The sequence below is a fragment of the Yoonia sp. R2331 genome (genome assembly GCF_041103235.1).
Classification (GTDB): domain Bacteria; phylum Pseudomonadota; class Alphaproteobacteria; order Rhodobacterales; family Rhodobacteraceae; genus CANMYO01.
The window spans coordinates 620,409-645,384 of record NZ_JBGCUN010000001.1 but is presented as its reverse complement, the minus strand read 5'-3'; the positions used below and the strand labels follow the sequence as shown (position 1 = coordinate 645,384).

Here is a 24,976-nt window from a genome sequence, read left to right as displayed (position 1 = left end):
CTGCCCGGACCTGCGACAATTGATTCTGGCGCAAAGTCGCCCAAAACAGCGCCATGTCCAGCTTTACCGCGCAGAAAAACAGGCAAACGCCACGCTTTTGCGGCACCAAAGACGACCGGATGCTGCGGTATGACTGCCGGTGCTAAGCCTCTGACCGCGCTTGTCTATCGCGCTGCAAGGCGCTGCTCTGCCACCCCCGGCACGAAGGCTATGGCTGCGCAAGGGGGCGCCCCGGCGCCTTGTGTAAACTTCACTTGACATTGACGTTGTCCAACAAGTGTGACAACTTGACGCATGTAGGAAGCAGCTTGGCGTCGTCGGCGCAACCGTTTTTGAACTTTGCGGATCTGGGCGTGCTTCTTCCACGATCAAGGAGGACTGCAAATGGCAGATCAAGACAAGGTTTGGCCGACAGGTCTGACCCTCGAAGAAGCAGAAGAAGTGCACAGCTACCTGATTGACGGCACCCGCGTGTTTGGCGCGATTGCCCTGATCGCGCACTTGCTTGTCGCAATCGCGACGCCGTGGCTGGGATAGGGGAGACACACCATGAACAATGCAAAAATGTGGCTTGTCGTTTCACCGACCGTTGGTGTTCCGCTCTTTTTGGGTGCGGTCGCTGTGGGGTCATTCTCGGTTCACATGCAGGTGGTCAAGAACACATCCTGGGTGTCTGACTTTCTGCAAGGCGTGCCGATGGGTACGGGCGATCAGATGGCGGCAGCAACGCTGCTGGATGAAACCAATCTGGAGGCCGCAACGGCCAGCTTTGTGATGCCCACGGGCGACGGGCTGGAAGTGACGGTGATCCTGCCGGACGGCACCAGTGCGCAAGGAATTTTGCGGATGCCGGAAACCATGGCAGCGCATGAGGCGGAGACACTGACGCCCTTGATTGTGCAATAAATACATGGGCCTGCGGCAGATGTCGCGGGCCCAACACCATTTCCAAGTGAGGCCGCAGACCCAACCGGGCGCGGCCACAGGACTGGCACCACATGTTTGACTACCGCACATTCGCCACGCGAAAACTGGCGGCTTTAGGGCCGAAGTATTTGCCGTTTGCGGATGTGGCCAGCGCAGAGGTGCCGTTGTCACGGCTGCTGCGACTGTCGCTGTTTCAGGTGACCGTCGGCATGGCGCTGGTGATGCTGGTCGGCACGCTGAACCGCGTGATGATCGTTGAACTGGCCGTGCCTGCCACCTTGGTGGCGGTAATGCTGGCGCTGCCGCTGGTCTTTGCACCGTTTCGGACGCTGATCGGTTACAAATCTGATATTCACGTCTCGGCCCTTGGCCTGCGGCGTATTCCCTACATCTGGAAAGGCACGCTGTGCCAGTTTGGCGGCTTTGCCATCATGCCCTTCGCGCTGTTGGTGCTGTCCGGCTACGGAGAAGCCGTAGATGCCCCCCGCTGGATCGGGCTGAGTGCCGCTGCACTGGCGTTTCTGCTGGTGGGTGCGGGCGTGCATATTGTGCAGACCGTCGGGCTGGCCTTGGCCACCGATCTGGTGCGAGAGCAGGACCAGCCCAAGGTTGTCGGGCTTATGTATGTGATGCTGTTGCTGGGCATGGTCGCCAGCGCGCTGATTTATGGCGCATTGCTGGAAAACTACACGCCGGGACGGCTGATTCAGGTCATTCAGGGCAGTGCGGTGGTCACGGTGGCGCTGAACCTGGCCGCGATGTGGAAGCAAGAGGCGCGCAGCCGCGCCCGCGCGCAAGAGATGAAAGCGGCCCGCCCGATGGCTTTTCAGGCCGCGTGGACGCAACTGGCGCAGACCAAAGGCATCATGCGCCTGCTGGCGGTGATCTGCCTTGGCACTTTTGGCTTTGGCATGGCCGATGTGCTGCTGGAACCTTATGGCGGGCAGGTGCTGGGGTTGTCGGTGGCGGACACCACCAAGCTGACCGCACTGTTTGCAAGCGGCACGTTGGTGGGTTTTGGCATCGCATCAAAACTTCTGAGCGGCACAACCGCGCCGGAAAACCTTGCCATGACAGGCACCGCCATTGGCGCGCCGGGCTTTGGCGCGATCATTCTTGCAGCATTGGGCGGCGGCACGCCGGTGTTCCTGCTGGGCACCTTTATGGTGGGGCTGGGTGCGGGGCTGTTTGGCCATGCGACCCTGACCGCCATGATGCGCGCAGCGCCCAAGGACCGGATTGGTCTGGCACTGGGCGCATGGGGTGCGGCACAAGCGACAGCCGCAGGTGTCGGCGTGGCACTGGCGGGCATTGTCCGTGACATCATCGTAGGCTTGCAGGCGCCAAGTGGAAGTGCCGCACATGCGCCCTATACTGTTGTGTTCAGCATCGAAGCGCTGGCCCTGTTGGCCGCGATCGTGCTGGTCCTGCCGATGGCCCGCCGGGTCGCAAAACCAGCCGAGATCAAGACAACACCGACGCAGAGCAACCGAATGGAGGCATCATGACTACGATTATCACGCGCCTAATGCCGGATCAGGCCACAGCCGAAAGCGCCGTTGACCGGCTTTTGTTCAAAGGTGTCCCCAAGCGGGCCTGTGACGTCATCACTGCCGGCGAAGACGCCGCGCAGCGGATGGAGCGCGCGACGGTGCACCCATCGGCAATTGACGCCTATGGCAAGGCGCTGGCGGCGGGCCTAGCGGTGGTGGTGGTGCGCACCACCTATAAGCCACTGGGCGCAGCTCAGCTGACCCGCGACATTCTGGACGGACGTGGCGCGTTGGATGCAGGTGCCGTGACGGATGATTATTTTGCCCCATCGCAGCCCGACAAGTCGCCCAGCATTCTAAAGGATCACCCCCACATCCTGTCCCTGCCGGTGCCGGGGCCAAAGGGGCCGATCACGCCGGAGTTCGGTGTCCCGCTGCTCAAGGCGCATCGCAGCAAACGGTCTGTCATGGCCGGTGGCCGCCGGATGTCACGGGCGTTCTGGCCGATGAAGCTGATCTCGACCAAGACGCGCAAATCCTCTGTCATCAGTGGCGGGCGGTATATGTCGCGGGCCTTCTGGCCGCAAAAGCTGTTGTCGACCAAGCCGCGCCGCAAATCGGTGATCCCCGGCGGCGGCTTCCCGTTCTCGCGCCTGTTTGGCGCACGGACCGTGAGCTAGCCAATCGACTGGCTGCGCCCTGCGGCGCGGCCAGAGAAGATGCAGCCGCCCAGAAACGTACCCTCTAGCGCGTTGTAGCCGTGGTAGCCGCCACCGCCAAAGCCCGCCGCCTCGCCCACGGCAAAGAGGCCGGGGATCGCGGCGCCCTGCCCGTCCAGCATCTGACTGTCGAGGTTGGTCTGTAGACCGCCCAGCGTCTTGCGGGTGATGAGGTTGAGCCGCACCGCAATGAGCGGCCCGTTTTGCGGGTCCAGAAACTTGTGCGGCTTGGCGGTGCGGATCAACTTGTCACCGCGATAGTTGCGCGCGGCATGGATTGCCATGATCTGCGCGTCCTTGCTGAATGGGTTATCAACTTGCGCATCGCGCGCGGCGATCTGCGCGTGCAACTGTGCGGCATCCAGCAGGTCATCGCCGGTCAGCGCATTCATGCGGGCCACAAGTTCGGGCAGCGTGTCGGCCACGACAAAGTCGGCACCGTGTTCCTTGAACGCCTCGACCGGGTCGGTGGCGCGCGCACCGGACAGAAGGCGCTGTTTGATCACCTCGGCCCATTTGCCAGAGGTAAAGTCCGGGTTCTGTTCCGACCCAGAGAGCGCGAATTCCTTTTTGATGACCTTTTGGGTCAGAATGAACCAGCTGTATTCATGGCCGGAGTTCAGGATCGCCTTGAAGGTGCCGTTGGTGTCAAACCCCGGCAGCGCGGGCGGGGCAAAGCGGTTGCCACGCGCATCAAACCACATTGAGGACGGCCCCGGCAGGATGCGGATGCCGTGCGCGGGCCAGATCGGATCCCAGTTACGCACGCCTTCGGTATAGAACCACAGACGATCCTTGTTGATTAGCCGCCCGCCTGCCTGTTCGGCAATGCCGATCATGCGGCCATCCACATGGGCGGGCACACCAGAGAGCAGGTTGGCAGGACACGGGCCAAGGCGGTCGGTGGGCCAGACCTTGCGGATCATCTCAAAATTGCCACCGATCCCGCCAGAGGCCACGATCACGGCACCGGCATCAATGCGGAAATCGCCCGTCACATCGCGCGAAGTGGCCGCGCCCTGCACTGCGTCATCGGCGGCCAGCACCGATCCGCTGACACCCACTGCCGCGCCATCCTGCATCTCGATCCGGTTGACCTGATGGCGGAAGTGATAGGTCAGGCGTCCAGCGGCGGCGTGGTCCTTGCAGCGGCGGATGAAGTGTTCCAGCACGCCGGGGCCGGTGCCCCATGTGATGTGAAAGCGCGGCACCGAATTGCCGTGGCCATCGGCAAAACTGCCGCCGCGTTCCGCCCAGCCGACCACGGGGAACCAGCGCAGCCCCATGTCATGCAGCCAAGGGCGCATCTCTCCGGTGGCGAAGTCGAGGTAGGCGCGGGCCCATTGGCGCGGCAAGTCATCCTCTGGCCGGTCGAATTGGGCCGAGCCCATCCAGTCGTTCAGCGCCAGATCATGGCTGTCCGAAATCCCCATGCGGCGCTGTTCCGGCGTGTCGACCATGAACAGCCCGCCCAGCGACCAATGCGCCTGACCACCCAGATTTTGCGGGCCTTCCTGATCGACGATCACAACTGATTTGCCGCGATCCCCCAGCTCTGCCGCGGCAACAAGGCCTGCCAGACCGGCCCCAACAATGACGACATCGGCTGTCATTCTGCGCGCCCCCTAAGCCAGAGCACAAAGGGAATGGCCGTGGCATACATCACCAAACCGTAGATTGCCGACGGCAGGCCAATGCTGGGGATGTCACCGGATACGCCGACGATAATCGGTGCCAGCGTGATCCCAAGGGTGCCGTTCTGGATGCCAACCTCGATCGAGATGGTTTTGCGTTCCGACCATGTCAGCCCCAACCACCCTGCGATCAGCAACCCCGCCAACATCGTCACAATATTCAGGACCGCCAGCGCGGGGCCAAGCGTGGCAAGGTTGTCGGCCAAGAGATCCTGATTGCCCGCAATCGCTGCCAGCACGATCAGCACAAAGAGGATGCTTGCCAGCAGCAGCAACTTTGGTTCTGCCCGGTCCGCAAAGGCGGGGGCAGCGGCGCGGATCGCCATACCGATAGCCACGGGCAGTGCGGTGATCAGGAACATTGCCAGCGCGATAGAAGTCACTGAGACCTCGGGCGCGTCCGCCCCCATAAAGTGAACCACGGCCCAGCCGATCAGCAGTGGCACCGTAACAATCGACAGCAGGGACATCAGCGCGGTCAGTGACACCGACAGTGCCACATCCCCGTTTGCCAGCCGCGAGACGACGTTCGACGTGACCCCGCCGGGGCAAAACGCCAGCAGCATCACACCTGCGGCCATGGCCCCGGTGAGGCCAAAGATCAGGATTACCAGATAGGCCACCACCGGGATCAACGCGATCTGACAAAGTGCGCCGACGGCAAACACCCAGCCCCGCTCTGCCACGCGCCGGAAATCACCGACCGTGAGGCCGATCCCAAGGCTGAGCATGATAATCGCCAGCGACAGCGGCAGCACGACATTGACCAGAGTATCCACGCGACTTTCCCCCAAAAGCTTCTGTTGCAAGGCAGCACATCAGCCATGACAAAGCAACGGGGCTTCAATGGCGACGGGCGGCGGGGCCAAAAAGGATGCATATCGGTGCAGCAGACGCGGCTGCGCAATGCGCGGCCCGCAAAGGACCCGCGGGGACTGAGCGATTCTGTGAAGAGCAGCGCGGCGATGCCGAAAGGACAGGGCAACCGACGTGGCGGCACCCCGAAGGTTTTGCCGCACGGGCAAGCGAACTGCGGTCATCTGGGCAAAAGAAAAGGCTTGGTGATCAATCACCAAGCCTTTGAATTCTTTGGCGGACTGGGGAGGATTCGAACCCCCGACCCCTTGATTCGTAGTCAAGTACTCTATCCAACTGAGCTACCAATCCGCGTATCGGGGGATTTAGACCCCATGACAGCGCGATGCAAGTGCCATTTGGGAATTATTCGGCAGCAGGTGCCAGCGTCATATCAGCCTTGGGCAGTTGGATGGCAAATGTGGTGCCGTCATCGTCGGTGCGCTGCAGTTCAAGACGTCCACCGTGGCCGCGCACCAGATCGGCGGCGATCACAAGGCCAAGGCCGGAACCGCCCTTGCGCACCCCGCCCTGAAACGGCTGGAACAGGTGTTCGCGCGCCTTGGCGGGCAGGCCGGGGCCGGTGTCGGTGACAGTGACCCACCACGCGCCGTCATCCTCGTAGCCTTTGATGCAAATCTCGCCCGGTTTGCCGGTGGCCATGATCGCTTGCCGGGCGTTGCGCACAAGGTTGAAAATCACCCGGAACAATTGTTCGCCATCAGCGCGCAGGGTCATGCCGGCGGGCACGTCTTCGGCAAAAGACAGGGCGTAATCGCCTGCGGCAAGACGTTCGCTGTCGATCACCTCATTGACGATTTGCGCGAGGTTCACGCGGGTCAGCGCGGGCGCAGGTTCATCGACTTTGCCAAAGGCCAGCGTGGTTTCACACAGGTTCACCGCGCGGGTGATCGAGCCCACCAGCTTGGGCGCAAGGCGTTTGACCAGCGGATCTTCAGAGCTTTCGATACGGTCGGTAAAGAGCTGGGCAGAGGTCAGGATGTTGCGCAGATCATGGCTGACCTTGGCCACGGCCCCGCCAAGCTGGGCCAGACGGTCCTTTTGCTTGAGCGAGCCGGTGAGTTCAGTCTGCATGGTGCGCAGGGCCTCTTCGGCGTCGCGCAGTTCGCGCACGCCGGCCCGAGGCTCAATGATCCGGCGCGCATCTTCGGGGGCGGCGGCATAGCGCTGCATGGAGCCCACAACGCCCTTGATCGGGCGCACCAGAAACATCTGCACGGCGACGAACAACAGCCCGGCCGTGATGATCGAGATGATCGCCGACAGGATCAGGACGTTGCGGCCATAGTCCCACATCGCCTCTTGCAGGGGGTATTGCATCATCGTGACTTCGATCAACAGCCCGCCATCCTGCACCGGGTGGCCGATGACCCGGATCACCCGGTCTTCGCCGTCCAGAATGGTGCGCATCGCATCCATAATCAGCGTCATGCTGGTGGGGTCACGCATGTCGTAGGTCTGATAAATCGGCGAGGGGATCGGGGAGGCCAGCGCCAACTGCCGAATCTCATCGCGGCGCAGGACCACGTTGAAGACGCCTGCGTTCTTCAACAGCTCTGCTTCGAGCGCGGGCGAGATCATGTCGTCGGCTTCCAGCGCGAGCGAAGCAATCTGCGCCCGTTCCAGCCGCGCCAGCAGATAGTCCTGCCGGAAACGCGCAACCGATGGGACAAAGATGAACACCTCTGCCAACATCACGAAGATGATGGTCAATATCAGAAATCGACCTGAAAGGGTGTTCATCGTGCCTCGTTTCCTTATGGAATCCAGCGCTGGACGAAACCGACCACACGCTTGACCATATCGCTTTCAAACAATCTGGGGCTAAAGTAGGCCCCCGCTGCCCGTTTGTTAACCTCACTGATTGTGGGGTAAGGTAGCACGGTATTGGCAATCGCCGACATTTTCATGTTGTTGGCAATCGCCATCGCCCACATGCCGATCAATTCGCCCGCCGTGTGACCGACAATCGAGGCCCCCACGGGACGGCCTTTGACCACCATCACCTTGATAAGGCCCTTGTTTTTGCGTTCGGCAATCAGGCGGTCGTTGTGGTGGAAATCAAAGCGCACGACTTCAAGGGATGTACCATATTTCGACTTGGCCTGCGCCTCTGTCAGGCCCACTTGTGCCAGTTCAGGGTCGGTATAGGTGGCCCAGGGGATATGAGAGGTCTTTTGCTTCGACGGCAGGCCAAAAAGCAGCGAGCGGATCAGCACGCCTGCGTGGTACCCCGCCACATGGGTAAATTGCAGCCCACCGGCCACGTCGCCTGCGGCGTAGACCTTTTTATTGGTGACGGACCGCAGATCGGGGCCAACTTTCAGCCCGCGGCGGTCATGGGCGATACCGCCCTTGTCCAGGTCAAGCTTGTCGATGTTGACCTTGCGGCCCACGGCCATCAGCAGGTGACTGCCGGTAAAATCACCGGCGGGGGTGTGGACGGTGATCTGCCCGTCCTTGCCGCTGATCTTTTCGGCCTGTGCGCCTTCGACAATCTCGATCCCTTCGGCGCGCAGGTTGTCCAGCACGATCGCGGCCATCTCTGGGTCATCATTGCCCATCGCTTTGGCACCTTCGATCACGGTGACCTTTGACCCCAGCCGCACATGGGCCTGCGCCATTTCCATGCCGATGGGTCCGCCGCCTACAACGATCAGGTGGTCAGGCCGTTCGCGCAGATCAAAGATGTCTTCGTTGGTGTAGACCTTTACATCCTCAATGCCGTCAATCGGCGGCACAAAGGGGCCAGAGCCTGTGGACACAACAAAGCGTCGCGCTTCGATGATCGTGTCACCAGCCTGTACCTCGGTTTTTGAGATAAAGCGGCCAAATTCCTGAATGACATGCACGCCAAGGCCTTCGAACCGTTCCACGCTGTCGACGGGGGCGATGGTGGCGATCACGTCATGTACGTGGTCCTTGGCGGCGGCATAGTCGACCTGTGGGGCCGCATCCGCCACACCGTATTTCGCGCCGTGGCCCATGGCATGGGCCTGCTTGGCACTGGCGATCAGGGCCTTGGAGGGCACGCAGCCGTAGTTGAGGCAATCGCCGCCCATTTTGTGGCCTTCCAGCAGGACAACCTTTGCCCCCATCTGCACGGCCCCAGCGGCCACGGACAGACCGCCCGACCCGCCACCGATGACGCAGATATCTGTTTTGATGCGGTTCATGGATCAAAGACCTTTCTTGCCGCGCACGGCGTTCAACACGATGGGCAAGAGCGAGAGCGCCGCAAGGCCCAGGATCGGCAACAAGATGTGCCATTCAAAGATAATGCCAAGGTTTGGCGTCTCACCGCGGGCGAAAACTTCGCCCAAACCTGCACCGACAGAAGTGTAGACGACCGTGCCGGGGATGATCCCAAGGAAGGTCGAGATCACAAAGCGGCGCAGCGGGACCTCAAGGAAAGACGGCACAAGGTTGGCCATGAAGAACGGCACAATCGGGATCAGACGGATGGAGAACAGCATCGACCATTGGTTTTCGTCGATCCCGTCCTTGATCTTTTTCACCAGCCCGTCAGAGCCTTCGAGCTTGGCCCCCAGCTTTTCACCAAAGCCCCAGCGGGCGGCCAGAAAGATCGCCGTGGCCCCGATGGTGGCACCGACCACGTTGAAGAGCGCCCCGGGGAAGGTGGCAAACATGAACCCGCCCGCCAGTGTGGCGAATGTGGCCCCCGGCAGCGAAAAGGCGACAATGGCGACGTAGGCCGCAATAAACACCAGAACGGTCAGCACATAGTTGTTGTCCCGGAAGGTCAGCAGCGTTTCGCGGTTGTCGCGCAGCGCCTCGAACGACAGAAAGTCGCGCAGAAAGATTGCACCAAAAAGCGCAACAGCGGCGATGATGATCAGCGGCAGACGCCGTAAGATCGGGTTTTGGGCGGGGGCATCGGACATAGACATGGCTTTCTCGCAGGACATCGTTTCGGTTGGACCTTAGATGGACAATTGCGCAGGGTCCGCATAGGGCGATCACGCGCGCTTGATGGCGAGGGCCTGATCCCAAGGGGCATTGATCACAAACTGTAACATTTCGCAGGCGCAGAAAGTCCCGAATGTTGCAGAATCCGCACCTGCGGGGCGTTGACAGGGTCGGGTGCTGCGCTTAAACGGCAGGTCTGAATTGCTGATGGGCCTCGAATCCCTTGCCGGGTTTGGCCCCTTTAACCGGAGACACGCCATGAAGCGGACATTCCAACCATCCAACCGCGTGCGCAAGAACCGCCACGGTTTCCGCGCGCGTATGGCCACCAAAGCCGGCCGCAAGATCCTGAACAACCGTCGTGCCAAGGGCCGCGCCAAGCTGAGCGCATAAGCGCCCCCCGCGCAATGACAGAGTTGGAACCGCCGGTGGACCACAACGATGGACCGCCGGCGGTTTCCGTTTGTCTGGAGGTCCTCAAAAAGCGGGGCGATTTTGTCGCTGCCTCCAAGGCCAAGCGGCATGGTACGCCCGGCATTCACCTGCAGGGGCGCAACCGTGCCGATGGCGGTGGCATCCGGGTGGGATTCACCTGTTCCAAGAAAGTCGGCAATGCCGTCGCCCGCAACCGCGCCAAGCGCCGCCTGCGGGACGTCGCGCGGTTGGTGCTGCCCGCGCATGGCCGCGCGGGTTGGGATTATGTGCTGGTCGGGCGGCAGGGGGCCACCGCCACCCTGCCCTTTGCGCAATTGCAGGCTGATCTGATCCGCGCATTGGCGAAGATCCACGGATGACACCACTGGCCCGCCTCTTTGCCCTGCCGGTGCGCGCCTATCGGTTGATCCTATCGCCCTGGGTCGGCCACGGCTGCCGGTTTCAACCGACCTGTTCGGCCTACGCGCTGGAGGCACTGGAAAAGCACGGCGGCATCAAAGGTGCATGGCTGGCCGCGCGCCGCATTGGCCGCTGCCATCCCTGGGGCGGGTCGGGGATTGATAACGTCCCCGATTAAGTGGGGCGCAGTTCCTGATGACCGTCGGCAAGTGGCAGCCGCGTTGCCATCCCCGCCGTACCACCGCCATGCATCGTCGCAACCACATCCGCAAAAAAGCGCGGATCATCAAAGTACCAATTGTGCGTGGTCGTTGTTTCTGGCGTGCCGGGATAGCGCGCCTGATAGCGCCGGGCGCAATTGACGTCCCGCACAATGGTGGTTGCGGGATGCGGCAGACCGTGCTGACCGGAACGCTTGGTGCCGATGTTGAAGGTCTTGCCCGAGATATCAAGCACCTGATCGTGGATCGAGTGATAATGCGTCAACCGGCGGCTACAGCGCCGCACGGATTCCGCACACCAATCACCCGGACCCATCCAGACCTGATCATTGTCGGCCCCCACAAACATCACCTGCCCGATCTGGCGCGCCAATGTGCGTTCGGTCTGCGTGCCGGTTGCAGCCGCAAGCGACAGACCGGTCAGATAAGCCCCCATTGAATGCGCGAGGATATGAATCTTGGCCGTGGGTCGCGCGCGCAGCAGGGTCATGATGCCATCTGTTACCAGATGCCGGGACACTTTCTTCATGTCGCGCCTGTCATCATAGTAGTGAAAGACGTTGCCGTTTGCGGGCCAGTCAAAGCCCACGACAGCGCCTTTGAAGTGCGCAAGTTGGCAGCCCCGGCGGATCTTCGACAGCCTTTTGACAAAGAAATTCTGTTTGACGTTGAAGCCATGCACAAAGACCAGCACATGGCCGTTCTGGCTGGAGCCGAGCACCTCTTGCGCCCACTTTTGTTTGGACACCACGGCGGCAGCTGACCCGCTGTGACCAATCTGGCTGACCCGCACATATTCGGTTGTCAGTCCCGGCTTTGTGCCAAAAGTCTTGCCGTCGCTGCTGCGCGCACGGCGGGTGAAAAAATGTTCCATTGCCAATCTCCGTCGTTCAAATGCGGACAGGATAGCATGGTGGGCAGATGATCGGCCCTACTTTTCAAACGAAATGATCACGTCCCCAATGTCGACGCCGAACCGTTTGACGTAAGCGCGATTGAGCAGCCGGTCATCGGACAAAAGCCACATCCAGTCGTCAAAGGTGACACGCAGGGCTTCAACCGTGCCATCAGCTGCGGGCACCGGCAGGTCGATCTCGTACTGCCAGTTGAAGCGGTTGTCCTGTTCCACCCCGGTGGCGGTGCCGATGACACCGGGGGCGGTGCCTTCCCAGCTGTCGGGGCCGGTTTTGGTCAGGGTCCAGATGCGTTGTTCGGTGGCGCCGTCTTCGTAGACGAAATCCTCGACCAAGCGCAGGCGCTGCCCGTCCCAATCCCCCTGGATCGTGACCACAAAGCTGCGCCGCACGGTGCCCAGCACGTCCTGAAACTGTCCGTAAGCCACCAGTTCGCCGTCAAAGAACTCTTCGAGGTTCAGCTTGCGATCAGGGGCGAGGCTGGCGTCATCAAAGGATGGCTTGCCCGTGCAGGCGGCCAGCAGGGTCAGGCAAAGGGCAAGGGTCAGGCGCATTTTGGTCCTTTCGGTTGCAAGGGGAGGTAGCGCCCGGGTGCCAGAGGTCAAAACCGCTTTGATTGCGCGTCGCGCCGGGGTAAGAGGCCCCCCATGCTGGATGATGCTGACGACATACACCCCCTGTTCCACGGTGCGCCCAAGACCACCGAGTTCAAGAAGCTGCGCAAGCGCATTGTGGCGAACGTGCGCGAGGCGGTTGAGCAATACGGCATGGTCGAACGCGACGCGAGGTGGCTGGTGTGCCTGTCGGGCGGCAAGGACAGCTATACCCTGCTGGCGATCCTGTACGAGCTGAAGTGGCGCGGCTTGCTGCCGGTCGAATTGCTGGCCTGCAATCTGGATCAGGGACAACCGGGCTTTCCCGCGACGGTCTTGCCGGAATTTCTGGACAAGATGGGTGTACCGCACCGGATCGAGTATCAGGACACCTATTCCATCGTCATGGACAAGGTGCCGGAGGGGCGGACGTTCTGTGCGCTGTGTTCACGGCTGCGGCGCGGCAACCTTTATCGGATCGCGCGCGAAGAGGGTTGTTCTGCCGTGGTGCTGGGCCATCACCGCGACGATATTCTGGAAACCTTCTTTATGAACCTGTTTCACGGCGGGCGGTTGGCGACGATGCCGCCGAAGCTGGTCAATGAAGAGGGTGATCTGTTCCTTTACCGACCGCTGGCGCATGTGGCCGAAGCCGATTGCGAGAAGTTTGCAAGTGCCATGAACTACCCGATTATCCCTTGTGATCTCTGCGGCTCGCAAGACGGATTGCAGCGCCAGCAGGTCAAGCAGATCCTTGATGGCTGGGAGAAAAACAGCCCCGGCAGGCGGCAGGTGATGTTTCGCAGCCTGATGAATGCGCGGCCCAGCCACCTTCTGGACCCCAAACTCTTTGATTTTCAGGGTCTGACCCTATCTGACAAAGAGCCCGAAAGCCCTTGACCTTTGGGGCTTAGGGGTTGAAGAAACCCCACGTTTTTGGACAGATGGGCGGCCCGTTTCGATGGAAGAGCAAAACAAGAACCTGATCCTCGCCACCGCGTTGAGCTTTCTGGTTATTCTGATCTGGTTCTGGCTTTTCCCGCCGGAAGAGGTGACGAATCCGCCGACTGAGGTTGCAACGGAACAGACCGGCGATGTGGGCGTGCCAGCGGTGGAAAGTGCCACGGCGGCCACGGAAACCGCGCCTGCGGCCCCTGCTGTGGCAGATGCCCCGCGTCTGGCGATTGAAACGCCACAGTTTGCCGGAACGATTTCGCTGCTGGGTGGCCGGATCGACGAATTGGCCCTGACCCAATACAACGAAACGCTTGATGATGGTTCGCCCACGGTCACGCTACTGAAGCCCGAAGGTGAGGCAAGCGCCTATTACACCACCTTTGGCTGGGCCGGTGTGGATGGGATCGACGCGGTGCCCGGACCCGATACCGTCTGGGCGGTCGAAAGCGGCGAGACGTTGACGCCTGAGACGCCTGTTACGTTGGTCTGGGACAATGGCGCAGGCCAGATTTTCCGCACCGAGATTTCGGTCGACGCGGATTTCATGTTTGCCTTTGCGCAAAGCGTGGAAAACACCGGCACCGCGCCGATCAGCCTGCGCCCCTATGGTCTGATCCGCCGTCATGGCGAGCCACAGGACATGAAGAACTTTTTCATCCTGCAAGAAGGCCCGTTGCAGATGTCCGATGGCGTGCTGGAATCCTATGATTACAGCGACATCGTCGATTTGCGCGTCAATGAATTCGAGCGGGTGCCAGCCGAGCGGATTGAAACCACATCCGAAAGCTGGCTGGGCTTTACCGATCACTATTGGCAGACGATCCTGATCCCCGATCAGGCGACGCCGTTCCGGTCGGTGCAAAAGTATTTCCCAAGCCGCGACATCTATCAGGCCGAAGCCGTGATGCCGGTTGAAACCGTGGCCGCAGGGGCCAGCACGACGGTCACCACGCAGCTATTCGCGGGTGCGAAGGAATGGGAAGCGATCCGCAATTACGAACGCGAGGGCGTGACCCGTTTCCTTGATAGCATCGACTGGGGTTGGTTCTTTTTCCTGACCAAGCCGATTTTCTGGCTGCTGCATCAGTTGAACCTGATCATTGGCAACATGGGTTGGGCGATCATCGCGCTGACCGTGGTCATCAAGGCGCTGGTGCTGCCGCTGGCGTGGAAGTCTTTTGTGTCGATGGCGAAGATGAAAGAGCTTCAGCCCGAGATGGAAAAGCTGAAGGAAAGTGCGGGCGAAGATCGCCAGAAGATGCAGCAGGGCATGATGAAGCTTTATAAGGATAACAAGGTGAACCCGGCCTCTGGCTGTTTGCCGATCCTGCTGCAAATCCCGATCTTCTTTAGCCTTTACAAGGTGATCTTTGTCACGATCGAACTGCGCCACGCCCCGTGGTTCGGCTGGATCAAGGACTTGTCCGCGCCTGACCCGTCGTCAATCTTTAACTTCTACGGTCTGGCCCCTTGGGGATCGCCCGAGCCCGGTTCGATCATGGCGCTGCTGTTTATCGGTATTCTGCCGCTGCTGTTGGGTATCTCGATGTGGTTGCAGCAAAAGCTGAACCCCGCGCCCACGGACCCGACGCAAAAGATGATCTTTGCCTGGATGCCCTGGGTCTTTATGTTCATGCTGGGCAGCTTTGCCAGCGGTCTGGTCGTCTACTGGATTGCCAACAACGTGATCACCTTTATCCAGCAGTATTCCATCATGCGGATGAACGGGGCCAAGCCGGACCTGTTTGGCAACATTCGGGAATCGTTCAAGCGCGAACCCAAAGCCGCCAATGACGCGGCCAAGCCCAAGGACAAGAAGTGACCAGCGTCGCCAACCTGTGGCGTCACCCGATCAAAAGCCACGGGCGCGAGGCGCTGACGCACGTCACGCTGGTGGCGGGGCAAGCGATGCCATGGGACCGGCACTGGGCTGTGACCCATGATCTGACCAAGCATGACGGCAGCGATTGGTCGTCGTGCCGCAACTTCATGATCGGTGTACGGACGCCGCAACTTGCGGGCATCTGGGCCGAACTGGATGAAGACAGCCGCGCGATCAAGCTGCATCATGCTGATCTGGGGGAGATCGTGTTTCGTCCCGATGATCCGGCGGGCGCTGTGCAATTCCTCAACTGGGTGGAACCCCTGACGCGGGCCAGCAGCGTCAAACCCAAGGCCGTCGTTACATCCGGCAGCCGCGGCATGACCGACAGCCCCTACCCCAGCATTTCCATCATGAACCACGCCAGCCACGCAGCCGTGGCCGCCGCCGCCGGTGGCGATCTGGAGGTCGAACGCTGGCGCGGCAACATCTGGCTGGAGGGGCTGGCCCCTTGGGAAGAGCATGATTGGATCGGGCGCGAAGTGCAGATCGGCGGCGCGCGGCTGGCCGTGCGCGAGCGGATCGGGCGGTGCCTGCATACCGCCGCCAACCCGGTGAGCGGGCAGCGCGATGTGGACACGCTTGGCGTGCTGAGTGGCACCTTTGGGCATCAGGACTTTGGCATTTACGCCGAGGTGGTTGAAGGCGGCCCCATTGCCTGCGGCGACCCTGTTAAGGTGCTGTGATGGAACTGCGTTTTCCCGAAATTGAAACGCCCGACGCAGCGGCCCTTGAAAAGGGGCGGCTTTTGTTCGCGGGCGAGACAGAATTCCTCAAAGGTGTGGTGGCGATGAACGGCCTGCCGCCTGCCGACCGCACAGAGGTCTGCTTTGCCGGGCGCTCGAATGTGGGCAAGTCCAGCCTGATCAATGCGCTGACCGGCCGCAAGGGGCTGGCGCGTACCTCCAACACGCCGGGGCGCACGCAAGAGATCAACTATTTCACCGCAGGCGACATCTATGTGGTCGACGTGCCGGGCTATGGCTTTGCCAATGCGCCGGTCGCGGTGGTGGACAAATGGCAGCGCCTGCTGAAGCAATACCTGTCCGGGCGGCAAACGCTGCGGCGGGTCTTTGTGCTGATCGACGCACGCCACGGGGCCAAGGCGGTGGACGAAGAGATCATGACGCTGCTGGACCGCGCGGCGGTGACGTTCCAGGTGGTGATGACCAAGACCGACAAGGTCAAAGGCAAGGCCCTGGACGACGCGCTGGCCCGCACCCGCGCAGTGCTGTCCAAACACCCCGCCGCCTTTCCAGAGCTGATCCTGACAAGTTCTGAAAAGGGCGACGGGATCGCCAGTTTGCGCGCGGTGATCGCGGGTATCGAAGGATGAGGAAGCAACAGATGAACCGGGACTGGATCGCCACCGCGCGCACGTTGTCAGAGGCCCTGCCCTATTTGCAGCGCTATTCCGGCGCGGTGGTCGTGGTGAAATTCGGCGGCAACGCCATGGGCGACGCGGATGCGATGGCCGAGTTTGCCCGCGACATCGTGCTGATGCGGCAGGTTGGCATGAACCCGGTGGTGGTGCATGGCGGCGGGCCGATGATTAATGAGATGCTGGACAAGCTGGGCATCACATCCGAGTTCATCCGGGGCAAGCGCGTGACCGATCAAGCCACGGTTGAAGTGGTCGAGATGGTGCTGACCGGCCTTGTGAACAAGCGCATCGTGCAAGCGATCATGGACGAAGGCGGCCGCGCGGTGGGTCTGTCGGGCAAGGATGATGACCTGATGGTGGCCGAGGCCGACGACCCCGAACTGGGCTTTGTCGGACGTCCGATTGAGATGAACGTGCAGGTGCTGCGTGACCTTTACAATGCGGGCATCATCCCGGTGGTGGCCCCCGTGGCCACGGGCATGGACCCGCTGGAAACCTTCAACGTCAACGGCGACACCGCCGCCGGTGCCATTGCAGGTGCTTTGAAAGCAGACCGCTTGCTGCTGCTGACGGATGTGGCGGGCGTCAAGGATGACAGCGGTGAGGTTGTGACCCAGCTGTCGCCTGAACAGGTCCGAGACCTGACCGACAAGGGCGTGATCGCAGGCGGGATGATCCCCAAGACGGAAACCGCGCTGAAGGCGATTGAAGATGGTGTCCGAGCGGTCGTCATTCTGGATGGGCGCATCCCGAATGCCTGCCTGATCGAGCTTTTCACCGAACACGGGGCCGGGTCGATCATCCGCAGGCCCAAGGACGACGCGCCCGCGACCTGACGCTTCGTGCTGGCGCGGCCCAAGCGCGCGGTTTAGGCTGCTGCCTGTGACCGACCTTGCCACCCTTCTTGCCCCATATGCGCTGACCGCATTGGGCCGCTGCCCGCTTGGGCCGGATGACGGCGTGTCCGGCAGGTCGCTGGTGTTGATCGGTCCCGATGAGCCAAGGTTCTGGCAGACGTTCGCGGGCAGTGCTGAATGCCGCGACGGCGCGCCGGACCCGCTGGACAGGTGGTCAAAGCGGGTCTTGGACGCGGTTGCGACCCAACTGGGAACCACGGCCGTTTACCCTTTTGGCGGGCCGCCCTTTCATCCGTTCATCGGCTGGGCGCTGCGCTGCGGTGTGGTCTGGTCCTCGCCCATCTCACTTTTGGTGCACAATGATGCAGGGCTTTTTGTGTCGTTTCGCGGCGCCTTGGTGCTGGACGCACCGGCCCCGGCGACAAAGGCCGCGCGTCCTTGTGATGCCTGCCACCAGCCTTGCAAGACCGCCTGCCCGGTGGATGCCTTTGCCGACGGCTATGATGTGGCCGCTTGCAAGGCGCATGTTCGCGCTGCCGCAGGACACGACTGCCGCAGCGGCGGTTGTCTGGCCCGCCGCGCCTGCCCGGTGGGACAGCACCGCCGCCTGCCCGCCCAATCCGCATTCCATATGGAGGCCTTCCTGTGACCCGTCTGATCCTGATCCGCCACGCCAAATCCGGCTGGGACGACCCGATGGCCGATGACCACGAAAGGGTGCTGACAGACCGGGGGCGCAAGGCCTCAGCGACGATCGGGAAATGGTTGCAGGCCAAGGGCTATGTGCCCGAGGTGGTGCTGTGTTCCGACGCGGCGCGAACGCAACAGACCGCAGAGGGGGTTCTGGCCGCGTTTGCTGATCCGCCGGTGCTGAAACTGGTGCCGCTTTTGTACCACGCGAGCCCGGACACGGTGCTTGATCTGGTGTCGCGCGTGGATGCGGGCAGCGTCGCCGTGATCGGCCACAACCCCGGCATCGGCATGGCCGCCAGTGGTCTGGTCGCCCAAAGGCCCGCGCACCACCGGTTCAGCGACTACCCGACATGTGCCACGACGGTGATCGACTTTCCCCATACAATCGCGCCCGGAGCGGGCGATCTGGTCGATTTCGTCGTGCCGCGCGATTTGGTGGACTAGTGTCCGGTTTGCGGGCGCAGCAACTTTCGTGAAAGTCTGGCATCAAAGCCTCAATCCGGTTCTGCCTTTGCGCCGCTGTTGGCCCCGCGCGGAACGTAGTGCCCACCTTCCCCCGCAGCCCGACAAGCAGAGCTTTTTTGAAGGTCTACGCCGGTGCCCCGCCGCCTGTGCTGATGTATTCCATGGGTGGGGATCCTTGCGTATTGCCGTTTAGGTCCAGTCGAGAACCACTTTGCCGCTGGAGCCTGCCTTCATGGTTTCAAAACCGGCTTGGTAGTCGTCGATGGGGAACCGGTGAGTGATCACGCCGCTGACGTCCAAACCGTTTTGCAGCATGGCAATCATCTTGTACCAAGTCTCGAATATCTCTCGGCCATAGACGCCTTTGAGCGTGAGCGCCTTGAACACGATGCGCGACCAATCCACAGGCGATTTGCCCGGTGGAATCCCCAAGAGTGCGATGCGTCCGCCCATCACCATCGCTTCGACCATCTGATCCAGGGCCGCCTGATTGCCGGACATTTCCAACCCGACATCAAACCCCTGGCGCAGCCCCAGACGCGCGATGACATCGTTCAGGTTTTCTGTCGTGACATTCACCGGCACCACGTCGGCCACTTGCGCGGCAAGTGCCAGACGGTCCGCGTTCACGTCCGTAATCACGACGTGGCGCGCACCTGCATGCCGGGCCACGGCGGCGGCCATGATCCCGATAGGACCTGCGCCCGTGACCAACACATCCTCGCCCAACAAATCAAAGGACAGGGCGGTGTGCACAGCGTTTCCCAACGGATCAAGGATCGCGCCGATGTCGTCGCTGATGTCGTCCGGCAGTGGCACCACGTTAAAGGCCGGCAAGCGCAGGTATTGCGCAAAGGCGCCCTGTTCGTTGACGCCGATCCCGCGCGTGTCGGGATCAAGGTGAAACTTGCCCGCCCGCGACTGGCGGCTTTCCTTGCCGATCAAATGCCCTTCGCCGGAACAGCGTTGGCCAAGGGTCAGATCACGGACGTTCTTGCCCAGCTCAACAATCTCACCGGCGAACTCATGCCCTGTGATCAAATTCAGCGGAACGGTCTTGCGCGCCCAGTCATCCCAGTTCCAGATGTGAATATCCGTGCCGCAAATGCCGGTCTTGTTGATCTTGATCAGCACATCATCGGGGCCGATTTCGGGCACAGGCGCGTGCTGCATCCAAAGCCCTTCTTGGGGTTTGGTTTTCGCCAACGCCTTCATCAGATTGCTCATGCCAAAGCCCCCGTCGCGCGCCCGGCCTTTTCAAAGGCATCCAACGCAAAATCGAGGTCATCGCGGGTGAGCGCGCTGCTCATCTGGGTGCGTATCCGCGCCTGGCCCTTTGGGACCACGGGGTAAAAGAAACCTGCGACAAAAACCCCGTTTTCATTCAGATGTGCGGCCATGCTTTGGGCGAGGTTTGCGTCCCCGAGCATCACCGGAATGATCGGGTGTTCACCCGGTTGCAGGGTAAACCCAAGCGCTGTCAGCCCTTCACGCCAATAGGCCGCATTTTCAAACAACCGGCTGCGCAGGGCGTCCCCCGCCGCGACGATATTCAGGGCCTCAATCCCTGCGGCAACAATCGACGGCGGCAAAGAATTCGAGAACAAGTAGGGCCGCGCGCGCTGACGCAACAGGTCAATGACCGCTTGCGGCCCTGCGATATAGCCGCCCAAGGCACCGCCAAGTGCTTTGCCCAGCGTCCCTGTCAGAATATCGACATCGACCCCGAAATGCGCAGGCGTGCCTGCGCCCTTTGGTCCCATGAAGCCCGTCGCATGGCAGTCATCGACCATCACAAGGGCGTTGTATTGTTCGCCCAGCGCGACGATCTCGGGCAGTTTTGCTAGGTAGCCGTCCATGGAAAACACACCGTCGGTGGCGATCATGATAAACCGCGCGCCATCCTTCTGGGCCTGCTGCAACTGCGCCTCTAGATCCGCCATATCGGAATTGGCGTAACGATAGCGCTTTGCCTTGCAGAGCCGGATGCCATCAATGATCGAAGCGTGGTTCAGACTGTCGGAGATGATCGCGTCTTCGGGGCCGAGAAGCGGTTCAAACAAGCCGCCGTTGGCGTCAAAACAGGCGGCAAACAGGATCGCATCATCCTTGCCCAAGTATTTCGCCAGCTTCGTTTCCAGCCTGCGGTGGATATCCTGCGCGCCACAGATAAAGCGCACCGACGCCATGCCGAACCCGTGGCTGTCCATCGCCCCTTTGGCGGCTGCAATCAGGCGCGCATCATCTGCCAGCCCCAGATAATTGTTGGCGCATAGGTTGACCATACGCACAGGCGCCTTGCCACCTTTATCAACCATGATGCTGCCGCCTTGCGGAGACGTGATGTTGCGTTCAGTCTTGAGCAGTCCATCGGCTTCGATGCCGTCCAGCGTGGTTCTGATGTGGTCAAGATATTGAAGTGTCATGCGCAACCTCCCGTTTAACGGAGGCATATCCGCCAAAACGGCCGCATGTCAATATAATGGATAAGAATCCGAAATTGTGGATATCATGCGTTCTTGACGACCAATATCGCGCGTGCCTTTTTTGGTGCCCGGATGGCATGATCCTGATCGGCCACATAGCGGATGGTATCACCTTTACCCGCACGTTCACTCACGCCGTTGGATGTAATCTCAAGCACCCCGTCCAGGACGGTGATTGCTTCGACACAGCCACTTTTATGCGCAGAACTGTCGAGGCAGGCCCCGACGTCAAAGTGGATATCGTAGATCTCGGTATCGCCGACATCGTCAGGCGCGCTGAGGATGCGGACAAGGCACTTGGCCGATTTGTTGTTAATCACGGGCGTGTTTTCGGCGCGCACGACGTCCAGGATTGGACCGGTGCCGCCATCTGGCACGTCCAGCAATTCAGCGAAGTCGACATTCAAAGCACGTGTGAGGTTCCAAAGACTGGCCACTGTCGGGCTGGATTCGCCGCGTTCGATCTGCGACAGCATCGACCGGGACACGCCAGACAACTTTGCCAGAGCGTCCAGACTGAGCCCCTTTGCTGTCCGCTCTGCCTTCAATCGAGAAGCAAGGCGGAGTGCGATTTCCGGTTTCGGAGACATGAGGCGGCGCCTTTCTCTTCGTTGTTTTGGCACTTTATGTGTTGGAACCATTCGTTCCGGTCGTCAAGCAAACCCAACGATCAGCCCAGCTTATTAAGTGTCGTCCAAATTGGCCCTGCGAAAGCAAAAAGCAATTTGCGCCAGACAGTTGCCCTTAGCGACCGGGGCAATGATCCTGTTCCTGAGACCTGACAGTCGACGCGTCATCCGACCACAAACACAAGACACTGTCAGTTTTATTGGGGCCTTGAGCGAAACCAGATCCCCAACGGTCGCGCCAGTATCCAATAGTTGCATGCTACCATGGTAGTGTGCAATTGTCTTACGGAAGATGATTCTGGGGGACGCTATGTGTATCGTCGTAACGGGTGCGGCAAAGGGGATCGGCGCAGCTGTCGCGCGGCGTCTGTCGGATGACGACATCGCTTTGGTCCTCGTCGATTTCGACGAAAATGCGCTCCATCAAACAGCGACTGAACTGCCCGGATCGCCGGTTTGTATTGTCGGTTCCGTTGCCGATGCGGCGACTGCAGAGCGAACATCGAATGCGGCTTCTGATTTGGGTGGCGCGACTGGGTTCACGTATAATGCCGGTATTCAGCGCTATGGATCAGCAGCCGATACAGCGCCTGATCTTTGGGACGAAGTCATGGGTGTGAACCTGCGCGGAGCGTACCTTATGGCGCGCGCATTGCTGCCGCAACTTGCCGAGAACCGTGGTGCCTGCGTGTTTATGGCATCGGTTCAGGGGCTTGCCACGCAGCAGAATGTTGCCGCCTACACCGCGTCCAAACATGGGCTGATCGGGCTGGCCAAATCCATCGCTGTTGATTTTGCCGCTGACGGTGTGCGCGCAAACGCTGTCGCACCGGGGTCGGTCAAAACGCCGATGCTGGAATGGGCTGTCAATCTGGCTGACGATCCTGACGCTGTTTGGGATGAGATCAACAAGATGCACCCGCTGGGCCGCGCCGCAAAGGCCAGCGAAGTCGCTGAAGTCGTGGCCTTTTTGTTGTCGGACAAAGCGTCCTTCGTCACTGGCGATGTGATCAAGGTCGATGGTGGGCTTATGGCGCGGCTTGGTGGATCGCCGAAATGAAAGGTCAGAATACGTGACGATTGCAGACATCAAGGTGACGACGGTTGCCGTTCCGCTGGAGGCACCCCTAAGGCATTCCGCGGGCGCCCATTGGGGCCGCTTTATCCGCACCATTGTTGAAGTGATCGGAGATGATGGTCTGTCTGGCTGGGGTGAGCTGGGCGGCGGCGGTGAGGGTGCGGAAAGCGCCGTCATGTCCTTGCTGCCCTATCTGAAGGGGCATGACCCGCTGAACCTTGAGCAGTTGCGGTGGAAGATCATGAACCCCACCGCGACGCTGTATAACAACCGGCTGCAATTGCATGCGGCGATTGAAATGGCCTGTCTTGATCTGGCAGGCAAGCGGCTGGGTGTTCCGGCCCATGCGTTGCTTGGCGGCGCGATCCGCACCTCGGTCGAATTCGCGTCCTATTTGTTCTATCGCTATGAGTCCGACGGCGCGGGCGGCGAAACCATGCCGGACGAGATCGTCGCCCATGCCAAGGCGCTGCGCGATGAACACGGGTTCCGCACACATAAATTGAAGGGCGGCCATTTCGCCCCCAACCACGATGTCGAGGTCTTCACCGCATTGGCAGACGCCTTTCCGCAGGATCGCGTGCGTCTTGACCCCAATGGCGTGTGGTCCGTCGAAGAAGCGATCCGCGTCGGGCGCGCGATTTCGCATCTCAACAACGATTATTTCGAAGACCCGACCTGGGGACTGGACGGTATGCGGCGCGCCCGCGACGGCCAGCCGATCCCGACCGCGACGAATATGGTCGTTGTGAACTTTGAACAGCTTGCGCAGTGTATCCGTCACGACATTGTGGATGTGATCCTGCTGGACACCACGTTCTGGGGCGGGCTGCGGCAATCCGTCAAAGCAGGCCACGTCCTGGAATCGTTCCAACGTTCTGCTGCCGTGCATTCTTCGGGCGAGTTGGGCATCCAGCTGGCGTCGATGCTGCATTTGGGCGCGGTCCTGCCCAATCTGAATTTCGCGGCCGATGCACATTATCACCACCTTCAGGATGACATTCTGGAAGGGGGCAAACTGCCGTATGAGAATGGTCATATTGCAGTGCCGACTGCCCCCGGATTGGGGGTTGAGGTCAGTCGCGAGAAGCTGGCGCAATATGCCGACTATTTCCGCGAAACCGGTGGATACACCTACGACCGCGACCCCGCGCGGCCGAATTGGTACTCGGTCTGGCCCGAGCGCAACTACGCCGATCCGTCGGTCAAGACTGCGCCGGGGTTGTCCTGATGGCCGGGGTGATTGTCCGTGATCTGGTAAAAGTCTACGGCCGACAGTTGGCTGTCCGTGGCATCGACCTTGATATCCCTGACGGCGCGTTTGTGGTTCTTGTCGGCCCGTCAGGCTGCGGCAAGTCGACGACATTGCGGATGATCGCCGGGCTTGAAAGCATCTCTCATGGGGAGCTGTTGATTGATGGCAAACGCGCCAATGATCTGCCATCGCGTGATCGCGGCGTGGCGATGGTGTTCCAGACCTACGCGCTTTATCCGCATTTGACCGTCAAAGAGAACCTCGCGTTTTCGCTGAAACTGGCAAAGATCGATCCGGCCGACATGGACCGTCGGATCAATGGCGCGATCGAGGCGCTGGAACTGCAACCCTATCTGGATCGCCGCCCGTCCGAATTGTCTGGCGGCCAACGCCAAAGAGTGGCGATGGGACGCGCGATCGTGCGCGAGCCCGAGGTTTTCCTGTTTGATGAGCCTTTGTCCAATCTGGACGCCAAGCTGCGCAACCAGATGCGGGTTGAAATCAAGCGGTTGCAGCATCGGCTGGGTGTGACGACGATCTATGTCACGCACGACCAGATTGAGGCGATGACCTTGGCCGACGTGATCGTCGTGATGAAAGACGGGGAGATTGCCCAGCAAGGCACGCCCTTGGACGTTTTCGAAAATCCCGCCAACAAATTCGTCGCAAGCTTTATCGGCTCTCCGCAGATCAATTTCTTTGAAGGTGAGATCAGGCAGAACGGCGATGGCTTTGCCTTCGTCAGTCCGGACATGACGATCCCTTTGGATGACGACAAATTTCGCGGTGCCTTGCGCGACGGGCAGCGCGTGACGGGGGGGCTTCGGCCAGAAGACATCATCCCCCACGGGCACGGCATGCAGCCCGAAGGTGGGGTTTCGATCACCGGCGAGGTGACACTGACCGAGCTTCTGGGCAACGAGAGCCTTTTGTTTGCGCGATGCGCATCGGTGGATTTCGTCGCGCGCATGCAGCAGCCGCGCATCGTGAACGATGGCGAAGAAATCAATTTCCACGTCGCCGGATCGCGTCTGCATCTGTTCGATGCCGACACGGAGATGTCTTTGAGAACGACATAACACAACAATT

The 24,976-nt window shown here is 60.7% G+C and carries 27 protein-coding genes and 1 tRNA gene; 17 read left to right on the top strand and 11 right to left on the bottom strand.

All coding sequences use genetic code 11. The annotated features are described in order from the left end of the window. Positions 1-384 precede the first annotated feature (384 nt). The 4 genes from pufB (at position 385) to AB3Y40_RS03210 (ending at position 3,100) form a co-directional block, all read left to right on the top strand. Positions 385-537 carry a light-harvesting antenna LH1, beta subunit gene (pufB, locus tag AB3Y40_RS03225; protein ID WP_369437365.1) on the top strand — a complete coding sequence of 51 codons (153 nt, stop codon included), beginning with the start codon at positions 385-387 and terminating at the stop codon, positions 535-537. A gap of 12 nt (positions 538-549) precedes the next feature. Next, entirely contained in the window at positions 550-906 is a 357-nt protein-coding gene (locus tag AB3Y40_RS03220; RefSeq protein ID WP_369437364.1) for a light-harvesting protein, read from the top strand. 92 nt (positions 907-998) lie between these two features. Beyond that, on the top strand, positions 999-2,435 hold the full coding sequence (locus AB3Y40_RS03215) for a PucC family protein (RefSeq protein WP_369437363.1): 1,437 nt from the start codon (positions 999-1,001) through the stop codon (positions 2,433-2,435). Beyond that, positions 2,432-3,100 carry a hypothetical protein gene (locus AB3Y40_RS03210; RefSeq protein WP_369437362.1) on the top strand — a complete coding sequence of 223 codons (669 nt, stop codon included), beginning with the start codon at positions 2,432-2,434 and terminating at the stop codon, positions 3,098-3,100. The genes AB3Y40_RS03215 and AB3Y40_RS03210 overlap by 4 nt, the downstream gene beginning before the upstream one ends. On the opposite strand, the gene AB3Y40_RS03205 is transcribed toward AB3Y40_RS03210, so the two are convergent. The 6 genes from AB3Y40_RS03205 to AB3Y40_RS03180 all read right to left on the bottom strand — a co-directional run bounded on the left by AB3Y40_RS03205 (position 3,097) and on the right by AB3Y40_RS03180 (position 9,614). After that, complete coding sequence (locus AB3Y40_RS03205; protein WP_369437361.1) at positions 3,097-4,752, bottom strand: FAD-binding dehydrogenase; 1,656 nt, start codon at positions 4,750-4,752, stop codon at positions 3,097-3,099. The genes AB3Y40_RS03210 and AB3Y40_RS03205 overlap by 4 nt on opposite strands. Continuing rightward, positions 4,749-5,612: a bile acid:sodium symporter family protein gene (locus AB3Y40_RS03200; protein WP_369437360.1), complete on the bottom strand. Its 864-nt coding sequence runs from the start codon at positions 5,610-5,612 to the stop codon at positions 4,749-4,751. Before AB3Y40_RS03200 ends, AB3Y40_RS03205 begins: the two co-directional genes overlap by 4 nt. 311 nt (positions 5,613-5,923) lie before the next feature. Continuing rightward, positions 5,924-6,000 (bottom strand) — tRNA-Arg (locus AB3Y40_RS03195). A gap of 54 nt (positions 6,001-6,054) precedes the next feature. After that, entirely contained in the window at positions 6,055-7,452 is a 1,398-nt protein-coding gene (locus AB3Y40_RS03190; protein ID WP_369437359.1) for a sensor histidine kinase, read from the bottom strand. Between the two features lie 14 nt (positions 7,453-7,466). After that, entirely contained in the window at positions 7,467-8,885 is a 1,419-nt protein-coding gene (locus tag AB3Y40_RS03185; RefSeq protein WP_369437358.1) for a dihydrolipoyl dehydrogenase family protein, read from the bottom strand. Between the two features lie 3 nt (positions 8,886-8,888). Beyond that, the gene (locus tag AB3Y40_RS03180; RefSeq protein WP_369437357.1) at positions 8,889-9,614 is read right to left on the bottom strand and encodes a TVP38/TMEM64 family protein; all 726 of its coding nucleotides are present in this window, start codon (positions 9,612-9,614) and stop codon (positions 8,889-8,891) included. 283 nt (positions 9,615-9,897) lie between these two features. On the opposite strand from AB3Y40_RS03180, the gene rpmH reads away from it, so the two are divergent. From rpmH to yidD, 3 genes are read left to right on the top strand one after another with little or no spacing between them, the layout of a single operon-like run. Beyond that, entirely contained in the window at positions 9,898-10,032 is a 135-nt protein-coding gene (gene rpmH / locus AB3Y40_RS03175) for a 50S ribosomal protein L34 (RefSeq protein ID WP_008231458.1), read from the top strand. A gap of 14 nt (positions 10,033-10,046) precedes the next feature. Next, a complete protein-coding gene (rnpA, locus tag AB3Y40_RS03170) occupies positions 10,047-10,433 on the top strand; it encodes a ribonuclease P protein component (RefSeq protein ID WP_369437356.1) in 387 nt (128 codons plus the stop codon). Continuing rightward, positions 10,430-10,651, top strand: a complete 222-nt coding sequence (gene yidD / locus AB3Y40_RS03165) for a membrane protein insertion efficiency factor YidD (RefSeq protein ID WP_369437355.1) — start codon at positions 10,430-10,432, stop codon at positions 10,649-10,651. Before rnpA ends, yidD begins: the two co-directional genes overlap by 4 nt. Here yidD and AB3Y40_RS03160 read toward each other — a convergent pair. Next, positions 10,648-11,568 carry an alpha/beta hydrolase gene (locus AB3Y40_RS03160; protein ID WP_369437354.1) on the bottom strand — a complete coding sequence of 307 codons (921 nt, stop codon included), beginning with the start codon at positions 11,566-11,568 and terminating at the stop codon, positions 10,648-10,650. The two genes, yidD and AB3Y40_RS03160, sit on opposite strands and share 4 nt — an antisense overlap. A 57-nt stretch (positions 11,569-11,625) precedes the next feature. Further along, positions 11,626-12,162, bottom strand: coding sequence for a DUF3833 family protein (locus AB3Y40_RS03155; protein WP_369437353.1), 537 nt, complete (start codon positions 12,160-12,162; stop codon positions 11,626-11,628). Positions 12,163-12,255: 93 nt separating this feature from the next. Here AB3Y40_RS03155 and ttcA point away from each other — a divergent pair, with 93 nt between their 5' ends. From ttcA to AB3Y40_RS03120, 7 genes are all read left to right on the top strand, one after another. Then, the gene (ttcA, locus tag AB3Y40_RS03150; RefSeq protein ID WP_369437352.1) at positions 12,256-13,101 is read left to right on the top strand and encodes a tRNA 2-thiocytidine(32) synthetase TtcA; all 846 of its coding nucleotides are present in this window, start codon (positions 12,256-12,258) and stop codon (positions 13,099-13,101) included. Between the two features lie 61 nt (positions 13,102-13,162). Beyond that, a complete protein-coding gene (gene yidC / locus AB3Y40_RS03145; RefSeq protein ID WP_369437351.1) occupies positions 13,163-14,980 on the top strand; it encodes a membrane protein insertase YidC in 1,818 nt (605 codons plus the stop codon). Further along, a complete protein-coding gene (locus tag AB3Y40_RS03140) occupies positions 14,977-15,726 on the top strand; it encodes an MOSC domain-containing protein (protein ID WP_369437350.1) in 750 nt (249 codons plus the stop codon). The genes yidC and AB3Y40_RS03140 overlap by 4 nt, the downstream gene beginning before the upstream one ends. Then, complete coding sequence (gene yihA / locus AB3Y40_RS03135; protein WP_369437349.1) at positions 15,726-16,376, top strand: ribosome biogenesis GTP-binding protein YihA/YsxC; 651 nt, start codon at positions 15,726-15,728, stop codon at positions 16,374-16,376. Before AB3Y40_RS03140 ends, yihA begins: the two co-directional genes overlap by 1 nt. Next, positions 16,373-17,260 (top strand): acetylglutamate kinase, encoded by an 888-nt coding sequence (argB, locus tag AB3Y40_RS03130; RefSeq protein ID WP_369437348.1) that lies wholly within the window; start codon positions 16,373-16,375, stop codon positions 17,258-17,260. Before yihA ends, argB begins: the two co-directional genes overlap by 4 nt. Positions 17,261-17,306: 46 nt before the next feature. Beyond that, entirely contained in the window at positions 17,307-17,930 is a 624-nt protein-coding gene (locus AB3Y40_RS03125; RefSeq protein ID WP_369437347.1) for a ferredoxin, read from the top strand. Further along, positions 17,927-18,418 carry a SixA phosphatase family protein gene (locus AB3Y40_RS03120; RefSeq protein WP_369437346.1) on the top strand — a complete coding sequence of 164 codons (492 nt, stop codon included), beginning with the start codon at positions 17,927-17,929 and terminating at the stop codon, positions 18,416-18,418. The genes AB3Y40_RS03125 and AB3Y40_RS03120 overlap by 4 nt, the downstream gene beginning before the upstream one ends. A 210-nt stretch (positions 18,419-18,628) precedes the next feature. Here AB3Y40_RS03120 and tdh read toward each other — a convergent pair whose 3' ends face one another. The 3 genes from tdh to AB3Y40_RS03105 all read right to left on the bottom strand — a co-directional run bounded on the left by tdh (position 18,629) and on the right by AB3Y40_RS03105 (position 21,515). Next, entirely contained in the window at positions 18,629-19,666 is a 1,038-nt protein-coding gene (tdh, locus tag AB3Y40_RS03115) for an L-threonine 3-dehydrogenase (protein WP_369437345.1), read from the bottom strand. Further along, a complete protein-coding gene (locus tag AB3Y40_RS03110) occupies positions 19,663-20,865 on the bottom strand; it encodes a glycine C-acetyltransferase (RefSeq protein ID WP_369437344.1) in 1,203 nt (400 codons plus the stop codon). Before AB3Y40_RS03110 ends, tdh begins: the two co-directional genes overlap by 4 nt. 83 nt (positions 20,866-20,948) lie before the next feature. After that, positions 20,949-21,515: a helix-turn-helix domain-containing protein gene (locus AB3Y40_RS03105; protein WP_369437343.1), complete on the bottom strand. Its 567-nt coding sequence runs from the start codon at positions 21,513-21,515 to the stop codon at positions 20,949-20,951. Between the two features lie 349 nt (positions 21,516-21,864). On the opposite strand from AB3Y40_RS03105, the gene AB3Y40_RS03100 reads away from it, so the two are divergent. The 3 genes from AB3Y40_RS03100 to AB3Y40_RS03090 are packed head-to-tail and all read left to right on the top strand — an operon-like array spanning position 21,865 to position 24,966. Next, positions 21,865-22,614, top strand: coding sequence for an SDR family NAD(P)-dependent oxidoreductase (locus AB3Y40_RS03100; protein ID WP_369437342.1), 750 nt, complete (start codon positions 21,865-21,867; stop codon positions 22,612-22,614). 13 nt (positions 22,615-22,627) lie between these two features. Continuing rightward, on the top strand, positions 22,628-23,863 hold the full coding sequence (locus AB3Y40_RS03095) for an enolase C-terminal domain-like protein (RefSeq protein ID WP_369437341.1): 1,236 nt from the start codon (positions 22,628-22,630) through the stop codon (positions 23,861-23,863). Continuing rightward, positions 23,863-24,966, top strand: a complete 1,104-nt coding sequence (locus AB3Y40_RS03090; RefSeq protein WP_369437340.1) for an ABC transporter ATP-binding protein — start codon at positions 23,863-23,865, stop codon at positions 24,964-24,966. Before AB3Y40_RS03095 ends, AB3Y40_RS03090 begins: the two co-directional genes overlap by 1 nt. The last annotated feature ends 10 nt before the right edge of the window (positions 24,967-24,976 follow it).